This window comes from Pseudoalteromonas sp. SR41-4 (assembly GCF_014163985.1).
Taxonomy (GTDB): Bacteria; Pseudomonadota; Gammaproteobacteria; order Enterobacterales; family Alteromonadaceae; genus Pseudoalteromonas; species Pseudoalteromonas rhizosphaerae.
This window is the reverse complement of record NZ_JACJEI010000052.1, coordinates 1-15,850: the sequence shown is the minus strand read 5'-3', so window position 1 is coordinate 15,850 and position 15,850 is coordinate 1. Positions and strand designations below refer to the sequence as shown.

The window sequence follows — 15,850 nt, the reverse complement described above, 5'->3', positions numbered from 1 at the left end:
CAAGAAGAAGGTTCATTTGAAGTCAACGTATTGGGTAACGACAGTGATGTTGATATCGGCGACAGCTTAGATGTGAGCAGTGTGACGGTTGTCAGTGCACCAAGCAATGGGCAAACTCAAGTAACCGCAACGGGGGCAATCATTTACACCGCCAATGCAGATTACTTTGGTGACGACAGCTTTACTTACACAGTTAAAGACAGCAATGGCGCGGTATCTAACCTTGCTACTGTCACCATGACTGTAAACCCAGTCAATGATGCGCCTTTAGGTATTCCGCAAAGCTTAATACTTGCAGAAGATAATAGCGTTTTGATCACCTTGGTTGGCTCAGATATTGAGAACGATGATCTAAGCTATCGTCTTGATGAAGGCGCATTACATGGCTCGCTTGTGCAGCAAAGTAATGATAGTTGGTTATATACGCCAAACGCCAATTATAACGGCAGTGATGGCTTTAGTTTTGTTGTTAATGATGGACAGTTAGATTCAACAACAACCCCGGTATCGTTAGTTATCACCGCAGTGAATGACGCGCCAATTGTGGGTCTACAAACTGGCGTTACTGATGAAGACATGCCAGTCGTTATGAACTTACTCGGTAGTGATGTTGATGGTGATAGATTAACTTATACAATCGTTAGTCAACCAACTCATGGCACTGCGACTATCTCAGGTGAGCAAGTTACTTATCAAGGCAGTGCAAATTACTTTGGTGACGATCAGTTTAGCTATATAGCGAATGATGGATTACTTGATTCAGCACCAAGCACAGTGTCAGTAACGATTAATAGTATTAACGATTTGCCAGTGATTACTGGAGTACCAAGCTTAGCTGTTAATGAAAATGACTTATATAGCTTTGTACCAACAGCGACAGATAATGATGGTGATAATCTCAGCTTCAGTATTAAAAATAAACCAAGTTGGTTGAACTTTGATACCACCACAGGGGAGCTATCAGGCAGACCAAGCAATGCTGATGTAGGAAGTTATGCAGGCATCACGGTGAGTGTAACGGATGGGATTGCAAGCCAAAGTTTAACCCCATTTACACTGACAGTAGTGAATGTTAACGATGCACCAACAATCAGCGGTTCACCTGCAACATCAATCGCGCAAGATACAGGTTACTCATTTACGCCAATTGTGTCAGATATTGATAATACCAGTTTATCATTGACGATTGCGAACAAGCCGAGTTGGGCAACGTTTGATAGCACAAGTGGTACATTAAGTGGTATACCGACACGAGATGACGTTGGTCTATATAGTAATATTTTGATCAGCGTAAGCGATGGGCAGTTAAGCAGTACGCTTAACCCATTTAGTATTGATGTAACGTATGTAAATGCGCCGCCTGTTGCTAATGATATGGTAATGCGCGTTAAAGAAGATAATAACCTCAGTGTTAGTGCTCAGGTTAGCGACAGTGATAACGACAATTTAGTTATAGAAGTGGTCACTCAACCACAGTTTGGTAGCTTAACGGTGCAAGGAACGGTATTTAGTTATCAGCCACAGGCTGATTATCATGGTAGCGACACCTTTAGCTATTTAGTGACTGATGGTAAAGCAAGTTCAGCTATAGCTACGGCGTTAATTACTGTTGAGTCAGTAAACGATCAACCGGTCGCTGTGGAAGATACCTTTGACTTAGCGCGAACTGAAAGCGGCCGTTATATACTTGATGTATTGGCGAATGATACTGATGTTGATGGTGATGTAATAACAATTATTGGTGCTAGGGCGTCAGTGGGTACAGTGAGTATTGTTGACCAGCAGCTTGTCTATCAATTTAGCGCAAGTACCCAAGGCACTATTAAAGTTGAGTATATTATTGCCGACCCAGCGCAAGCACAAAGCACAGGGTTTGCTTATATTAACTTTACTGATAGTCAAGCGGATGCACCAACCATTACACCTCCAGCTGCTGTGAATGTTGATGCAACAGGATTGTTTACTCGAGTTAAGTTGGGTACAGCTCTTGCGTTTGATAGCGAGCAAAACCCTCTACCAGTTACTACTATCAATCAAAGTATGTTGTTTACGCCAGGCGTACATCAAGTGTATTGGCAAGCGATAGACAGTAATGGTAAAACCACAACTGCTAGCCAGCAAGTAATGGTTCACCCGCAAATATCACTAGGTAAAAATAAAGTTGTTGCTGAGGATCAAAGTTATACCACTCGGGTTTACTTGAATGGACCAGCGGCAAGTTATCCTGTCACTGTACCTTACAGCGTATCTGGAACCGCAACATCAGATGATCATGATTTAATCAGCGGTGAAGTGGTTATTGAACAAGGCCTCGTTGGTGAGATCAACTTTAGAGTCTTTGTAGATAGTGAGATTGAAGCGGATGAAACAATTGTTATAACGCTTGACGATAGCCTTAATACTGGCGCGCAAGCCTCTAATATTATGACTATTTCAGAGAGTAATATAGCACCAAGCTTAGTTACGATAACGGAGCAAAATAATCAGCCTCGGCCATTTGTTTTAGCAAGTGACGATCTCGTAACAATTACAGCGTTGGCAACAGATAATAACCCTGAAGATAATATTTCATTTAGTTGGCAAGCAGCAGATGAACGGATTGTTGATCTAGGTAATGCGGCTGATACATTTGTGTTCTCTACAGCTGAACTCGATATTGGTATTTATGAAATAGCAGTAACCGCAACAGATGACGCTGTGGATAGCTTATCAACTACAGTGACCAGTTATGTTGAAGTGGTAGCTCAGTTACCTGAGTTAACAACTGCCGATACTGATAATGACTTAATACCAGACAATATCGAAGGTCTACAAGATAATGACCGTGATGGTATTCCTGATTATTTGGATAATATTAATGAATGTAATGTATTACCTGAGCAAGTAAATGAGTCAGCGCAGTTTCTTGTCGAGGGGGATGCGGGAGCATGTTTAAGAAAAGCATTCTCAAGCATACAAAATAGCAGTGGCGCAGCACAATTGTTTGAAAATGAATTGCCTGCAGATGTTGGGATGGATAACTCTGGTGGTTACTTTAGCTTTATAGTAACCGCCATGGAGCAAAAAGGTGAAAACTACCACATAGTGCTTCCGCAAAGAATGCCAATACCAGCGGGGGCGATTTATAGAAAGCTTATCAATAATGAGTGGATTGACTTTAATACCAGCAACGGCGATAAGGTCTATTCTACTCAAGGTGAGCAAGGGTATTGCCCTTCACCAAATAGTCAGCTGTGGCAAGAAGGGCTTAAAGAAGGTGACTGGTGTGTACAATTACGCATAACTGATGGTGGTATCAATGATGCTGATGGCATAGCGAATGGTCAAATTGTTGATCCAGGCGGCGTTAGCGTTATGAGTAGTAATAACAGCGCGCCTGTTACACAATCAGATCAAGTAACTATTGCACTAGGTAATAGTATTGTTATTGATGTGCTTAGTAATGATAGCGATGCAGATAATGATGTACTGACGCTCACCAGTGCAAGTGTTGATTTTGGTGAGGTAGCAATCGTTAATAATCAACTTAGTTATCAACCATTACTTGATTTTATTGGTACTGCAACGATCAACTACAGTGTGTCTGATGGTAAAGGTGGAACAGCCTTTGGTACAGCGACTGTTAGTGTGGTAGTAAACAGTGCCCCAACAACTATTGGTGATACTGCAAGCACCAATGACCGCACGCAAATAGTTATTGATGTGCTCTCCAATGATAGCGATGCGGATGGCGACGCACTTAGTTTAATAAGCGCGCAAGCTACGCAAGGCACAGTCACTATAAATAACGATGGCACATTGAATTACCAGCCCAAAGCAGGTTTTGAAGGTGTTGATTTTATTGAGTATACAGTTTCTGACAGTAAAGGTGCTGAAGCAAAAGGAGAAGTAAAAGTGACCGTAAAAGCTTATACAACCACCACGGTTAAAAATAGCTCATCAGGTAGTTTAGGCAGCACCATGGTGTTGTTAATGATTGGGTTAGTCTTTATACGTCGCCAATCAAAACTGACGCCATGGGCTTTACTCGCTACGGCTGTGGTAGTCAGTCAGCCTGTACTAGCTGGTGAGTGGTCTATGGATGGCACGATTGGTTATGCGGCCGTTGCAGGCTCCACCACAACTGATCAATCAGTCGAATTAGCGAATACTGAATACGATGATACCGATATTAGTTGGTCAATAGGCGGGATTTATTCGTTAGCGACTAATTGGCAATTTGGCGTACGCTATATCAACTTAGGTGAAGGTAGTATGACCTTTGTTGGAGATACGCTTGATCCAAGTAATGCGCAATTGAATGTATCACAAACCGTGCCGGTATTGTCACAAGGACCTGCGATACAAACAGCTTATGTATTCCCGCTGTTGGGCCAAGTTAAGAGTAAGGTTTTTGTAGGGGCTTTCCATTATCATTATTCAATCGATAGCCGCTCATCTACGGGGCAAAAAATTACATATAGTGACACCAATACACGCCCTTATTTTGGCGGGCAATTAGCTTATCCAGTGCTTGAAAATACAGATGTTTCAATTAACTATAGCCATTATAAGCTAAGAGAAAATGATGTAAATGAATGGGCGCTAGGGTTCCAATATCAATTTTAGGAGTCATTAAAGCGTAAATAAAACGGCTAGCCTTCTAGCCGTTTTTGCATTTAATACTTAAACAACCCAAGTTTAGCCACAATGCCTTTTTCAAGATCATTGAGCTGCTTAACTGTCTTATCAAGATGATCCGCTTCTTGGGCAAGCGACTTTGCGCCATGATTGATTTTTTCCATAGTGGCTAATACTCCTTGCGTAACCGAGGTTTGTTCTTCTGAACTGGCTGCAATGCGTTCATTCATTAAGTTCATCTCATCAACTTGTTGAGCGATATTATGAAAAACGCGTTGGCTTTGCTCGTTCGCGCTAGTAACGTCGGTACTCACTTGTTTGCTTTTTTGTGTGGCGGCTACACATTCACTGGCGTTGGTTTGTAGTGCAGTAATGATATTTTCGATTTCTGATGTGGAATGGTAGGTTTTACTCGCAAGTGCGCGAACTTCATCAGCAACTACGGCAAAGCCTCGGCCAGACTCTCCAGCACGTGCAGCTTCAATTGCTGCATTAAGCGCCAATAAGTTGGTTTGTTCGGCGATACTTTTAATCACATCAAGAACTTGGCTTATCTCACTACTGCGACTATCAAGTTGCTCTACCACCGTTGATGTGTGATCTAATTGATTTTCAAGGTCGTTTATCAAACTACTGTTATGACTCATCGATAGCTCGCCGTCTTGGCAAAGTCCTTGTACTTGCATTGTTTTATCCGCTGTTTGCGTCGCTCCAAGGGCAATTTCTTTAGTCGCTTGGGTTAATTGACTCAGAGAGGAGGTTGCCGCATCGGTTAATTGATATTCTTGCTCGGCTTCATATTTTGAACGCACTGTTGCTTCGTTTACTGTTGCGGCAATCACTTCAAGCTCGGTAGCTGTTTGCCCCAGGCTTGAGATTATTTGCTGCACTTCATTAATAAAGCGGTTAAAGCCCGCAACTAAATGGCCAATTTCATCCGTAGATTGATAGTTTATTCGCTGAGTTAAATCGCCAGAGCCACGGGCAAGTTCATCCACCAATTGATTGACACTGATAATCGGTTTGATGATCAGTATGCGGCATACGCTAAGAATAATAATGCCTAACAAGGCAAATGAAATGGCAAGGGTGATAACCATGGTACTTAATGCTTTGTTGATGCCATGGTTTAATTCATCTTGGCTAAAGCTGATATGGATAGTACCAATTGGTTGTTCTGAGAATGTTAGATCAATTTGCTGCTTGAGCAATTGCTTTGTTGTATTGCTGGGTTTATCAAGTCGACCAAGTTCGATACCACGATGATCAATAACATGCAGTTGTTGAATATCTGGATTTTTAGCAAATGCCTGCAATATTTGCGCGATCAGGGGTTTATCATATGAGAATACTGGCTCGGCTAAAATAACCGTTAATTGTTGCTTTATCGCATCAACATTTTTATGCCATTGTTTGGTTTCATCATTTTTTAGTAATACGTAGTTTACCCCAATTACAAAGCTAAAAGTGACTAGTAAACAAATACTAAGCGCTGTGATTATTTTTCTTTGTAATGATTTCATTGCGTGTTGCTCTCGTTAAGTGGATCAAACCACAGTGCGTGTTGTAATAGTGGAGTGCGTGATGACAGGCTAGGGTTCTGTAATGGGATCACCTTTCGTGTTGCTAAGTTAGCTTTAGCTAGTACCATTTTTACTTGGCTGTCGTTAAAGAACATGGTGGTAAAAGTGCCATCGGCAATCATATCTTGTAGCGCAGAATTAAGCTGGCTGGCGAGAGTGTGGTTATCCTTAGCGACAAAGAAATATAACGGCGCGGTATATTTTAGTAAAATGTAAGGATCAACGGTCAGGTTTAACTCACTGTTATTAGCTATTTCATCCCATGGTTCGTTTACGCCACGGGGAAAGTAATCAAAGCGATTACCTTCTAACATCGGAAATAAATTAGGGTATTTTAAGGTAGTGATCACCTTTAAGCCATTCGCTTTGAGTATAGCGGTATCGGGCCACGTTTTGCCTTGTCCGGCGCTAAATTGATAGAGGTCTTTAATAGAGTTTACATGTTTAAATATATGCTGATTTTGTTGAGTGACCATCGCCAAGCGCATACCCAACAAACCACGAAATAAAGGGATATAAATTGCTTGATAGTCTTGCTCAAGCTGCTCAGAAGTCATGCTCCACATCACATCTAACTGACCATTTTTTACATCATTTAAAATACGTGCATTTGAAATGTCTTTATCACTTTCGTAAGGATGTATATATGCAAGGTTTTGCCTCGCTAATGCGGTTAGTAATAGTTTGTGTGGTAAGGAGGTATCACCTGAGTAGCTTTGTAATTTGATTGCTGCGGCGTTGCAATAGTTACTGCCGCAGAGAATCAATATATAAAGTAAATAGCGCATTAAAGACCGTGTTGTTATTATTGTGTTAATAATAAACTACGGTGCTTTTGCTATAAGCTCAACAGTTTGTTTTATGCATACGTATTCAGATCAGTTCGCCGTCAAGCGATTATGGTTGCGTGATCATAATCGCTATTTCGGTTCGGTAGTCACGAGCATATAAGCTGATCCGCACGGTTTTCTTGTCGATGGTATAAAACAACGTCGGCGTTTATTATCACCGATAATAAGCTCAGACTTACCTAAAGCTTGTTGATAAAAAGCACTCACTTTTGTAATCGACTGAGCAACATAGCCAGTTTGTATCAGTGGGTAGTCATCGGCAATTTGTAATGAGTACTTAAAATCAGCTGGTAGCGGAACGCTGTCTAAATTTGCAGCGCAAGTCACTGAGGTTAGGCTTATTGCTAACATCAGTGGTGTTATTATTTTTATCACATAAGGGTCTGTTGACCTTTGCGGATTAATATTTGTTTAAACTAGGGGCAATTTAATCGCGGCGCGAGGTTTGTAACCTAGTGGGCTAAGTAAAAGCCGAGCAACAAAGAGTTAATTGCCCCTAGGCAGAACCCTTCGGGCAGCGCCTGTTTGGCATTAATGCTGCGTTATCGCCTATTTATGGGGAATAACCACACCACATAGGCTCTGCCTTGCCTAAATACCAAACAGACTGCTGCAAATTTAACCTTGAAAGATCAACAGACCCTGGTTCCTACACGCTATTTTTACTAAGTTAAATTTTATTTCGAATTAAATCTCTTACAATAAAGCGGGCTGGGTGAATCGCTTGGCTTACTCGTTCACTCAAAGGCTGTGGTTCATTGTTAAGTGCAGCAACTAATTGTTCTGCACACAGGGGCGCACTGCATAAGCCACGAGCCCCAAAGCCTGTGAGTATGTGTAGTCCTTGTTGTGGTTTTTGTAAGGATTGATATTGATAGCGTTTCCCTGCGCGTAAATTGGCAAACGCGTGAATATAATCACTTTGCTGCGGCCATTCTCCGGCCATAGGGAGGTGATCAATAAAACTACAACGTACAGCGGCTTTAGCTGCCGTGATCTCACCTAGACTACTGGCAAAGTCGGTTTGTCCATAAAAGTGAAGCAGTTGCTCGCGATTTGTTTGATTGTCTTGGTCTTTGACTGCGCGGCTTTTTGAGTTCTTCTCGAATGTTGCGCCCATACAGTGATGGTCTAAATAAGCAGGAGTAAAGTAGCCTTTATGACATAGCACGGTTTTTAGTTTACGTGATGCAGGACTTGCTTGTACATGGGATACTTGACCACGCACGCCAACAATTGGCAGAGCCTGAGTTTGTACAAAACGGTCGCTGTGCTCACCAGCACATACAATAACGTCACTAAATGGGCCAAACTGTTGCCCTTGGCTCAATAACAGCCAGCCTTGCGGGGTTTTCTCAAGCTGTTCGATATCACAATTAAAATGGCTTTTAATTGGTTTGAGTTTATGGGCTTGTTGGAACAGAGCGCTCACTAATTGTGGTGGGTTAACCCATCCACCTAACGGGAAATATACGCCAGAGTAGCCTGTACTTACACCGGCAATTTCATCACCTTGCTCAGGCGTTACGCCGTGCATGAGTTCATCTGGCCACAGCTGTTTATGTTCAATATTTTGATGGCGCTCAACTAAGGGTTGTTTGATCGCGTGTTGTAATACGCCGCACCATTGATGATCATAGTGAAAGCCATTCTCAGTGAGTTGCTGATAAAGTCGTTTCGCATATAAAAAACTGTGCGCAAAAAGCTCACTGTGCGGGGAGTTTTTTGCTTGTAAGTGCGGATAAATCGCACCTTGTACATTATGAGATGCGCCCATCGCGAGTTGGGGATCTTGGCAAAAAAGTTGGCTGTTAACCCCACGTTTCGCCAAGCTATATAAAATAGCGCTGCTGGCTATCCCTCCGCCAATGACAGCAACGTTTTTAAGTGAACTTTGCTGATGAGCCAGATAAGGTGGCGCCGATTGTGCTTGGTTAGCATGGGCTAAAGAACCAATCAGCATTTCATTTTTTTTGCCATGACCTTTGATTTTTTGTACCGCAAACCCTGCATCAGCAAGACCTCTACGTACAACACCTGCAACCGTAAAGGTTGCAAACGTGGCATTACTACGAGAAATATCCACCATTGAATTAAATAAGGCTGGCTGCCACATTTCTGGGTTTTTACTCGGTGCAAAGCCATCTAGATACCACGCATCGATAATACCTGTTTGCGGGTAGCTTATAGCTGCGAGTGATTCTTGCACATCGCCAAAATATAAATCGAGTATAATTTGACCATTGTCAAATTCAAGACGATGGCAACCAGCCAAATTAATCGGGTACTTAGCAAGTAACTGTTTACTCAATGGTGTTAAACTAGGCCATACTTGCAATGCCTTTTGCAGATCGTCTGTTTTAATCGGATACTTTTCAAAAGACATAAAATGTAAGCGCTGCACATTTTGTTGTGCTGGGTTGTGAACTTCTTGACTATGATGTTGCCTACTGGTTAGATTATTTTTAAATTGTTGCCATGTATTTAAAAAATTAAGCCCAGTACCAAAACCAGTTTCAGCGATAACGAAATGTGCACGGTCATGATTTTGTAATCGATGAGGCATATTATTTTGCTGGTAGAACACATAATCAGACTCAGCTTGGCCATCATCGTTCGAAAAGTAGACATCGTTAAAGTTGTCTGCAACGGGTGTACCTAAGTTATTAAAGTGAATTTCAGCGTTTTTAATCATGGCATGCAATTAATGAGTACTTTTTTTCATTATTTTACGTGTTTTCTTTGAAATAGTCTGGCGTTATTTATAAGCTAGAGGTTCAGAGTACAAGTGTACGCTAGAAAGCTGACCACTTCGTTGTAAGTTTCAGCGTAAAATAGAACACAATTTAGTATCAAGCTAAGGTAATTACCCATGAGAAGAGCCGTTATTACGGGCATCGGTGTTGTATCAAGCATCGGTAACAACAAAGAAGAAGTATTAGAATCGTTAAAAACAGGTAAGAGCGGAATCGCTTTTAACCCAGAATTTGCTGAATATAAGTTACGTAGTAACGTATCCGGCAAAATTGATATTGACGTTAAAGAGTTTGTTGATCGTAAAGCAATGCGCTTTATGGGCGATGCCGCTGCGTATTCGTATATTTCAATGGCACAAGCAATTGCAGATTCTGGTTTGTCTGATGATCAAGTATCAAATGAGCGCACGGGTATCATTGTGGGTTCCGGTGGTGGTTCATCTAAATGGCAGGTTGAAGCGGCTGACATTTTACGTGAAAAAGGCGTAAAACGTGTAGGTCCTTATATGGTTCCGCGCACCATGGCCAGTACAACATCGGCATGCTTAGCAACACCATTTAAAATTAAAGGTGTTAACTACTCAATCAGTTCAGCATGTGCAACATCTGCACACTGTATTGGTAACGCAGTTGAGCAAATCCAATTAGGCAAACAAGACGTTGTTTTTGCCGGTGGCGGTGAAGAGCTTCACTGGACATTGGCAATGGAATTTGACGCAATGGGCGCACTGTCTACCAAATATAATGAAACACCTGAAAAAGCCTCTCGTACTTATGATGCTAACCGCGATGGATTTGTTATCTCTGGTGGTGGCGGTATTGTTGTTGTTGAAGAACTTGAACATGCGCTTGCACGTGGTGCACACATTTATGCTGAAGTTGTTGGCTATGGCGCAACATCTGATGGCTATGACATGGTTGCACCATCAGGTGAAGGTGCTGCACGTTGTATGCGTCAAGCAATGCAAGGCGTTGACAGTATTGATTATCTTAACACTCACGGTACATCTACACCAGTAGGTGATGTAAAAGAGTTAGGAGCAATTCAAGAAGTATTTGGTGGTAATTCACCGATGATCAGCGCGACTAAAGCAATGACAGGCCATGCACTGGGCGCCGCTGGTGTGCATGAAGCTATTTTCTCACTATTGATGTTAGAGCATAGCTTTGTTGCGCCTTCAATCAATATTGATGAGCTAGATGAACAAGCTGCAGGCTTAAACATTATCACTGAGCGTAAAGACGTTGAACTAAATACTGTTATGTCTAACAGTTTTGGTTTTGGTGGTACTAACGCCACGTTAGTGATGAGTAAATATAAAGGCTAATTAAAAAGCCAAATTACAATTAAAGCCGAGCAACTTGCTCGGCTTTTTCGTTTTCAAAGTCGGCTATGTTCGTTACAATAGCGGCTCTTAGTGCTTACTGGACTTGTTAATGAAAATTCTTGCAGACCAAAACATGCCACTTGTTGAGCAATATTTTGCTGATTTTGGTGAAGTAACGCGTTTTGATGGTCGTACATTACAAAGCGAACAGCTCATTGATGTTGATGTATTATTAACTCGCTCGGTAACCTCAGTAAATGAAGCACTGTTAATACATGCTAATAAATTACGCTACGTAGGTACGGCGACAATCGGCGTTGATCATATTGATACTGATTTACTCAAACAACGTGATATTGCATTTACGAGCGCACCTGGTTGTAATGCCGTTGCTGTGGCTGAATATGTGATCAGTAGCTTGTTTGCACTGTGCCAAGAAAATGCCTGCACCTTGGAACACAAAACCATTGGGATTGTCGGAGTGGGCAGTATTGGTAGCTGTTTGCGAGATAAATTAGCCGCGCTTAATGTCACTGTATTAGTATGCGATCCACCTAAGCATGAAGCGGGACAATTAGCCGAGCATACAGATATTGATGAGTTGTTGAGTAAAGCGGATATCGTCACTTTCCATGTGCCGTTAGTAACGACCGGTAAACATAGTACCTTGCATTTAATGAACAAAGCGCGTTTAGCAGCGCTTAAACCTGGCACTATTTTGATTAATGCCAGTCGCGGCGATGTGGTCGATAATCATGCTCTACTGGAAATTATGCGCGGTAGTGCCAAGCTCGATGTGGTATTAGATGTATGGGAAAACGAACCTTCTATATTAACTGAATTGCTTGAGTTTGTGCGTTATGCCAGTGTCCATATCGCAGGCCATACCTTAGAGGGTAAAGCACGTGGCACGCAAATGCTCTATGAAAAGTTGTGCGAGCTTAAAGGTTTGCAAACAGGCAAAGCATTAGCTGATTTTTTACCAGTGCCCGCGTTTACCCAAGTTACATTACAAGAAACCTTTAGCGAAGCTGATTTAGGTCAGTTGATCCATCTGGTTTACGATGTGCGTCGTGATGATGGTATTTTGCGATGCAACTTAGCAAGTGAAGGGTTTGATAGCTTACGTAAAAACTACCCCATTCGACGTGAATTTAGCACAGTCAAAGTGCTAGGTGCAGGCGCATATTCGCCTTTGCTGCAAGGGCTTGGTTTCGTAGTCGAATAACTTAAAATTTAAACAGCGGCCACAATGGCGGCTGTTAAACGAGGAATACACATGTCACAAAAATATAATGTTGCCGTACTTGGCGCTACAGGTCTTGTTGGTCGCCAAATTATTGAAACGTTAGAAGATCGTAAGTTTCCTGTTGATCAATTATTTTTATTGGCAAGTAGTCGCAGCGCTGGTGAAGATATTAAGTTTCGTGGTGAAACTATTGAAGTGCAGGACGTTGAAGGGTTTGACTTTAGCCAAGCGCATATTGGTTTATTTTCTGCTGGTGGCCGTGTGTCAGAAAAATACGCACCTATTGCCGCTGATGCAGGATGTGTAGTAATTGATAACACTTCGCACTTTAGAAATGATTTTGAAATACCACTGGTTGTGCCAGAAGTAAATGCAGCAAGCCTTGCTGATTTTAGAAATCGCAATATCATTGCTAATCCTAATTGCTCAACTATTCAAATGATGGTGGCATTAAAACCTATTTATGATGCATACGGCATCGATCGTATTAATGTATCTACTTATCAAGCAGTATCGGGTGCAGGCAAAAAAGCGGTTGATGAACTTGCAAAACAAACTGCTAATTTAATGAATGCACGCCCTGTCGATAGCGAAATATTTCCAAAGCAGATGGCGTTTAATGTTATCCCACAAATTGATGTTTTTGAAGATAACGGTTACACCCGTGAAGAAATGAAGATGGTTAACGAAACCCATAAAATTCTGGGTGATACCACAATTGCTGTTAATCCGACATGTGTACGAGTTCCGGTATTTTTTGGTCACTCAGAAGCGATTAACATTGAAACACGTATGCCGTACGACTTTGAACATGTAAAACAATTACTTAATGACGCGCCAGGGCTTGAACTTATAGAAGACGAAGGGGATTACCCAACCCCGGTTACAGATGCAAGTGGTAATGACATTGTGTATGTAGGGCGCTTACGTCAAGATATCTCACATCCGCATGGTTTAAATATGTGGGTTGTAAGTGATAATACCCGTAAAGGGGCCGCAACGAACAGCGTGCAAATAGCTGAAGAGTTGATAGCGAACTATCTTTAATTAAAAGCAAGAAAAGCGGCAGTTTGTCGCTTTTTTATTTTTTAACTGCCAAATAATTGCCGCATAGCTGCTAAAAGCGTATAAACTTAATCTTAACGATAAAAAACTCTTCCGGCTAATAAAGTTTAAGCTATTACGTTTCAAAGTGTTGCGATGGATATTAAGCCGCAACTGGTTTATAGTTTGCAACTGGAATAGAGCTTGCAGGAAAGACTTAATTAACTATTTATTTATGTACGTTATTTCTGCAAGAAATAATCAATGTTTAAGCGTCTAATTTAATGGCGCTGCGTTAACATTTAAACATTAAAGGATCAGCATGCGCGGTTTAGCTACACTCCTCTTATTAGCGTCTGCATTGGTGGTAACACCGATATACTCCCAAGACGGCAGCCAACTTAAAGGGCCTAAAGGCGTTGATTATGGCGTTCAAGGGCGTTCTATTGGGCCAATAAAGCCAACCGATACACTATGGCGTATTGCTGCAAAAGTGCGACCTGATAACTCGGTCAGTATTTATCAAGTTATGCAGGCTCTGTATGAAAAAAATCCGCAATCATTTTTAGATCAAAATCTCAATCATATGCGCGATGGTGCGTATTTAAAAATCCCTACCTTAGCTGATATCCGCGCAGTAAGCCCGGAGCTTGCCAAACAGCGTTCAGAGCAAGATGATGAGCTATGGGAAAAAAAGAAAAATGGCACGCTTACGAACAGCGAAATTACTGCTTCACAAACCAAAGTAACTCAAGCACGCAAAGTGGATGTTGATGAAGCTAAGCAAGAATTAAAACAAGAAATCAACAGCATTAAAACCCAACAGGGCAGTCAGCTTGTTGAATTACAAAAGCAGTTCAAGTCGTCAGTTGATAATGTCGAAGAAATTTTAGTTGAAAACAATAAATTAAAGCAACAGTTAACTGGTGTGTCTAAAGAGCTTGAAAATATTCGTGAGCAACTTGGTAAAGACAGTGAAATTCAACGCCAACTTTCTGAATTGATTGCAAAACAGAACGAAATTATAGAGCAACAACAAGCAAAAAAGCTCGAAGAGACTAGTGAGTTTGACTTTGCTGGGCTATTAGCCAATCCACTAGTTCTCATTCTATTAATGACAATTCCAGCGTTATTGATCATCTTTGCAATCGTGATGTTTTTACGTAAACGTAACAACAAAGAAGATGAAAGCACTGATGATGACGAATTTTTACCACAAAGCCCCAGTTATACTGCCGAGGATGAGCTTGATTTAGGCCCATCTCTTGATCCCATTGTTCCAGATCCAGTTCAAGAAGACGATGATGTAAGTATTCAGCTTGATGATCTTGAGAACGATATTTTACCTGATGACGACGATATTATTTTTGATGACAATATTGATGATGCGTTTGAAGATGGTGACAGTTTATTAAATCAAGACGAGCTAGATGGTTTACTGAGCGACGACATTGTATTTGATGATGAAAGCGACGAAGCTAAAGAAGAAGATGATGAACTTGATATCTTCATGCAGCAAGATTTTGATCAAGCAGATGATGATAGCTTAGGCGACGACATTGATTTAGATATTAAAACCGACAACAATGATGGCGATATTCTAAGTGCATCAGATCTAGATGATTTATTTGCTAATGACAACGATGAACCGACTGCTGAATCAGATGACTCGCTTGACTCAGATGATGACTTAGCAGCACTCAGTGAAGAGTTAGCAGATGAAGATGATGACTTTGATATTGATGCATTGATTGATGAACAAAGCAGTAATCAACCGACAGATAAGAATGACGGCGATAACGACGAATTTGATTTAGACGATATTGACAGCCTTATTGATGAAGCTGGCGATAAAGCGACTGCAGAGCCGAATCTGGCTGAAGAAGACGAATTTGATCTAGACGATATTGACAGCCTTATTGATGAAGCTGGCGATAAAGCGACTGCAGAGCCGGAGCTGGCTGAAGAAGACGAATTTGATTTAGACGATATTGACAGTCTAATTGATGAAGCTGGCGATAAAGCGACTGCAGAGCCGGAGCTGGCTGAAGAAGACGAATTTGATTTAGACGATATTGACAGTCTAATTGATGAAGCTGGCGATAAAGCGACGGTAGAGCCGGAGCTGGCTGAAGAAGACGAATTTGATTTAGACGATATTGACAGTCTAATTGATGAAACTGGCGATAAAGCGACTGCAGAGCCGGAGCTGGCTGAAGAAGACGAATTTGATTTAGACGATATTGACAGTCTAATTGATGAAACTGGCGATAAAGCGACTGCAGAGCCGGAGTTGGCTGAAGAAGACGAATTTGATTTAGACGATATTGACAGTCTAATTGATGAAACTGGCGATAAAGCGACTGCAGAGCCGGAGTTGGCTGAAGAAGACGAATTTGATTTAGACGATATTGACAGT

The 15,850-nt window shown here is 41.5% G+C and carries 9 protein-coding genes; 5 read left to right on the top strand and 4 right to left on the bottom strand.

What is annotated here, in order from left to right:
- Nucleotides 1–4,608, top strand: a 4,608-nt coding sequence (locus tag H5180_RS22650) for an Ig-like domain-containing protein (RefSeq protein WP_182759186.1), incomplete at its 5' end; no start/stop codon positions are given.
- Nucleotides 4,609–4,658: 50 nt separating this feature from the next.
- On the opposite strand, the gene H5180_RS22645 is transcribed toward H5180_RS22650, so the two are convergent.
- From H5180_RS22645 to mnmC, 4 genes are all read right to left on the bottom strand, one after another.
- Nucleotides 4,659–6,143: a methyl-accepting chemotaxis protein gene (locus H5180_RS22645; protein ID WP_182759185.1), complete on the bottom strand. Its 1,485-nt coding sequence runs from the start codon at nucleotides 6,141–6,143 to the stop codon at nucleotides 4,659–4,661.
- Nucleotides 6,140–6,991 (bottom strand): transporter substrate-binding domain-containing protein, encoded by an 852-nt coding sequence (locus H5180_RS22640; RefSeq protein WP_145241513.1) that lies wholly within the window; start codon nucleotides 6,989–6,991, stop codon nucleotides 6,140–6,142. Before H5180_RS22640 ends, H5180_RS22645 begins: the two co-directional genes overlap by 4 nt.
- A gap of 132 nt (nucleotides 6,992–7,123) precedes the next feature.
- A complete protein-coding gene (locus tag H5180_RS22635) occupies nucleotides 7,124–7,429 on the bottom strand; it encodes a hypothetical protein (RefSeq protein ID WP_182759184.1) in 306 nt (101 codons plus the stop codon).
- A gap of 295 nt (nucleotides 7,430–7,724) precedes the next feature.
- Nucleotides 7,725–9,749, bottom strand: coding sequence for a bifunctional tRNA (5-methylaminomethyl-2-thiouridine)(34)-methyltransferase MnmD/FAD-dependent 5-carboxymethylaminomethyl-2-thiouridine(34) oxidoreductase MnmC (gene mnmC, locus H5180_RS22630; protein ID WP_182759183.1), 2,025 nt, complete (start codon nucleotides 9,747–9,749; stop codon nucleotides 7,725–7,727).
- A 177-nt stretch (nucleotides 9,750–9,926) separates the two neighbouring features.
- Between mnmC and fabB the strand changes: the two genes are divergently transcribed.
- The 4 genes from fabB to H5180_RS22610 form a co-directional block, all read left to right on the top strand.
- Complete coding sequence (gene fabB / locus H5180_RS22625; RefSeq protein ID WP_145241506.1) at nucleotides 9,927–11,138, top strand: beta-ketoacyl-ACP synthase I; 1,212 nt, start codon at nucleotides 9,927–9,929, stop codon at nucleotides 11,136–11,138.
- A 109-nt stretch (nucleotides 11,139–11,247) separates the two neighbouring features.
- On the top strand, nucleotides 11,248–12,366 hold the full coding sequence (locus H5180_RS22620) for a 4-phosphoerythronate dehydrogenase (protein WP_182759182.1): 1,119 nt from the start codon (nucleotides 11,248–11,250) through the stop codon (nucleotides 12,364–12,366).
- 51 nt (nucleotides 12,367–12,417) lie between these two features.
- On the top strand, nucleotides 12,418–13,434 hold the full coding sequence (locus H5180_RS22615) for an aspartate-semialdehyde dehydrogenase (protein WP_182759181.1): 1,017 nt from the start codon (nucleotides 12,418–12,420) through the stop codon (nucleotides 13,432–13,434).
- A 319-nt stretch (nucleotides 13,435–13,753) separates the two neighbouring features.
- The coding region (locus H5180_RS22610; protein ID WP_310736519.1) for a FimV/HubP family polar landmark protein at nucleotides 13,754–15,850 on the top strand (2,097 nt) is incomplete at its 3' end.

What these genes read in the sequence shown, in the direction of transcription:
- fabB (WP_145241506.1), top strand. Translation starts at nt 9,927, where the DNA reads ATGAGAAGAGCCGTTATTACGGGCATCGGTGTTGTATCAAGCATCGGT.
- H5180_RS22620 (WP_182759182.1), top strand. Translation starts at nt 11,248, where the DNA reads ATGAAAATTCTTGCAGACCAAAACATGCCACTTGTTGAGCAATATTTT.
- H5180_RS22645 (WP_182759185.1), bottom strand. Translation starts at nt 6,143, where the DNA reads ATGAAATCATTACAAAGAAAAATAATCACAGCGCTTAGTATTTGTTTA.
- H5180_RS22640 (WP_145241513.1), bottom strand. Translation starts at nt 6,991, where the DNA reads ATGCGCTATTTACTTTATATATTGATTCTCTGCGGCAGTAACTATTGC.
- mnmC (WP_182759183.1), bottom strand. Translation starts at nt 9,749, where the DNA reads ATGATTAAAAACGCTGAAATTCACTTTAATAACTTAGGTACACCCGTT.
- H5180_RS22615 (WP_182759181.1), top strand. Translation starts at nt 12,418, where the DNA reads ATGTCACAAAAATATAATGTTGCCGTACTTGGCGCTACAGGTCTTGTT.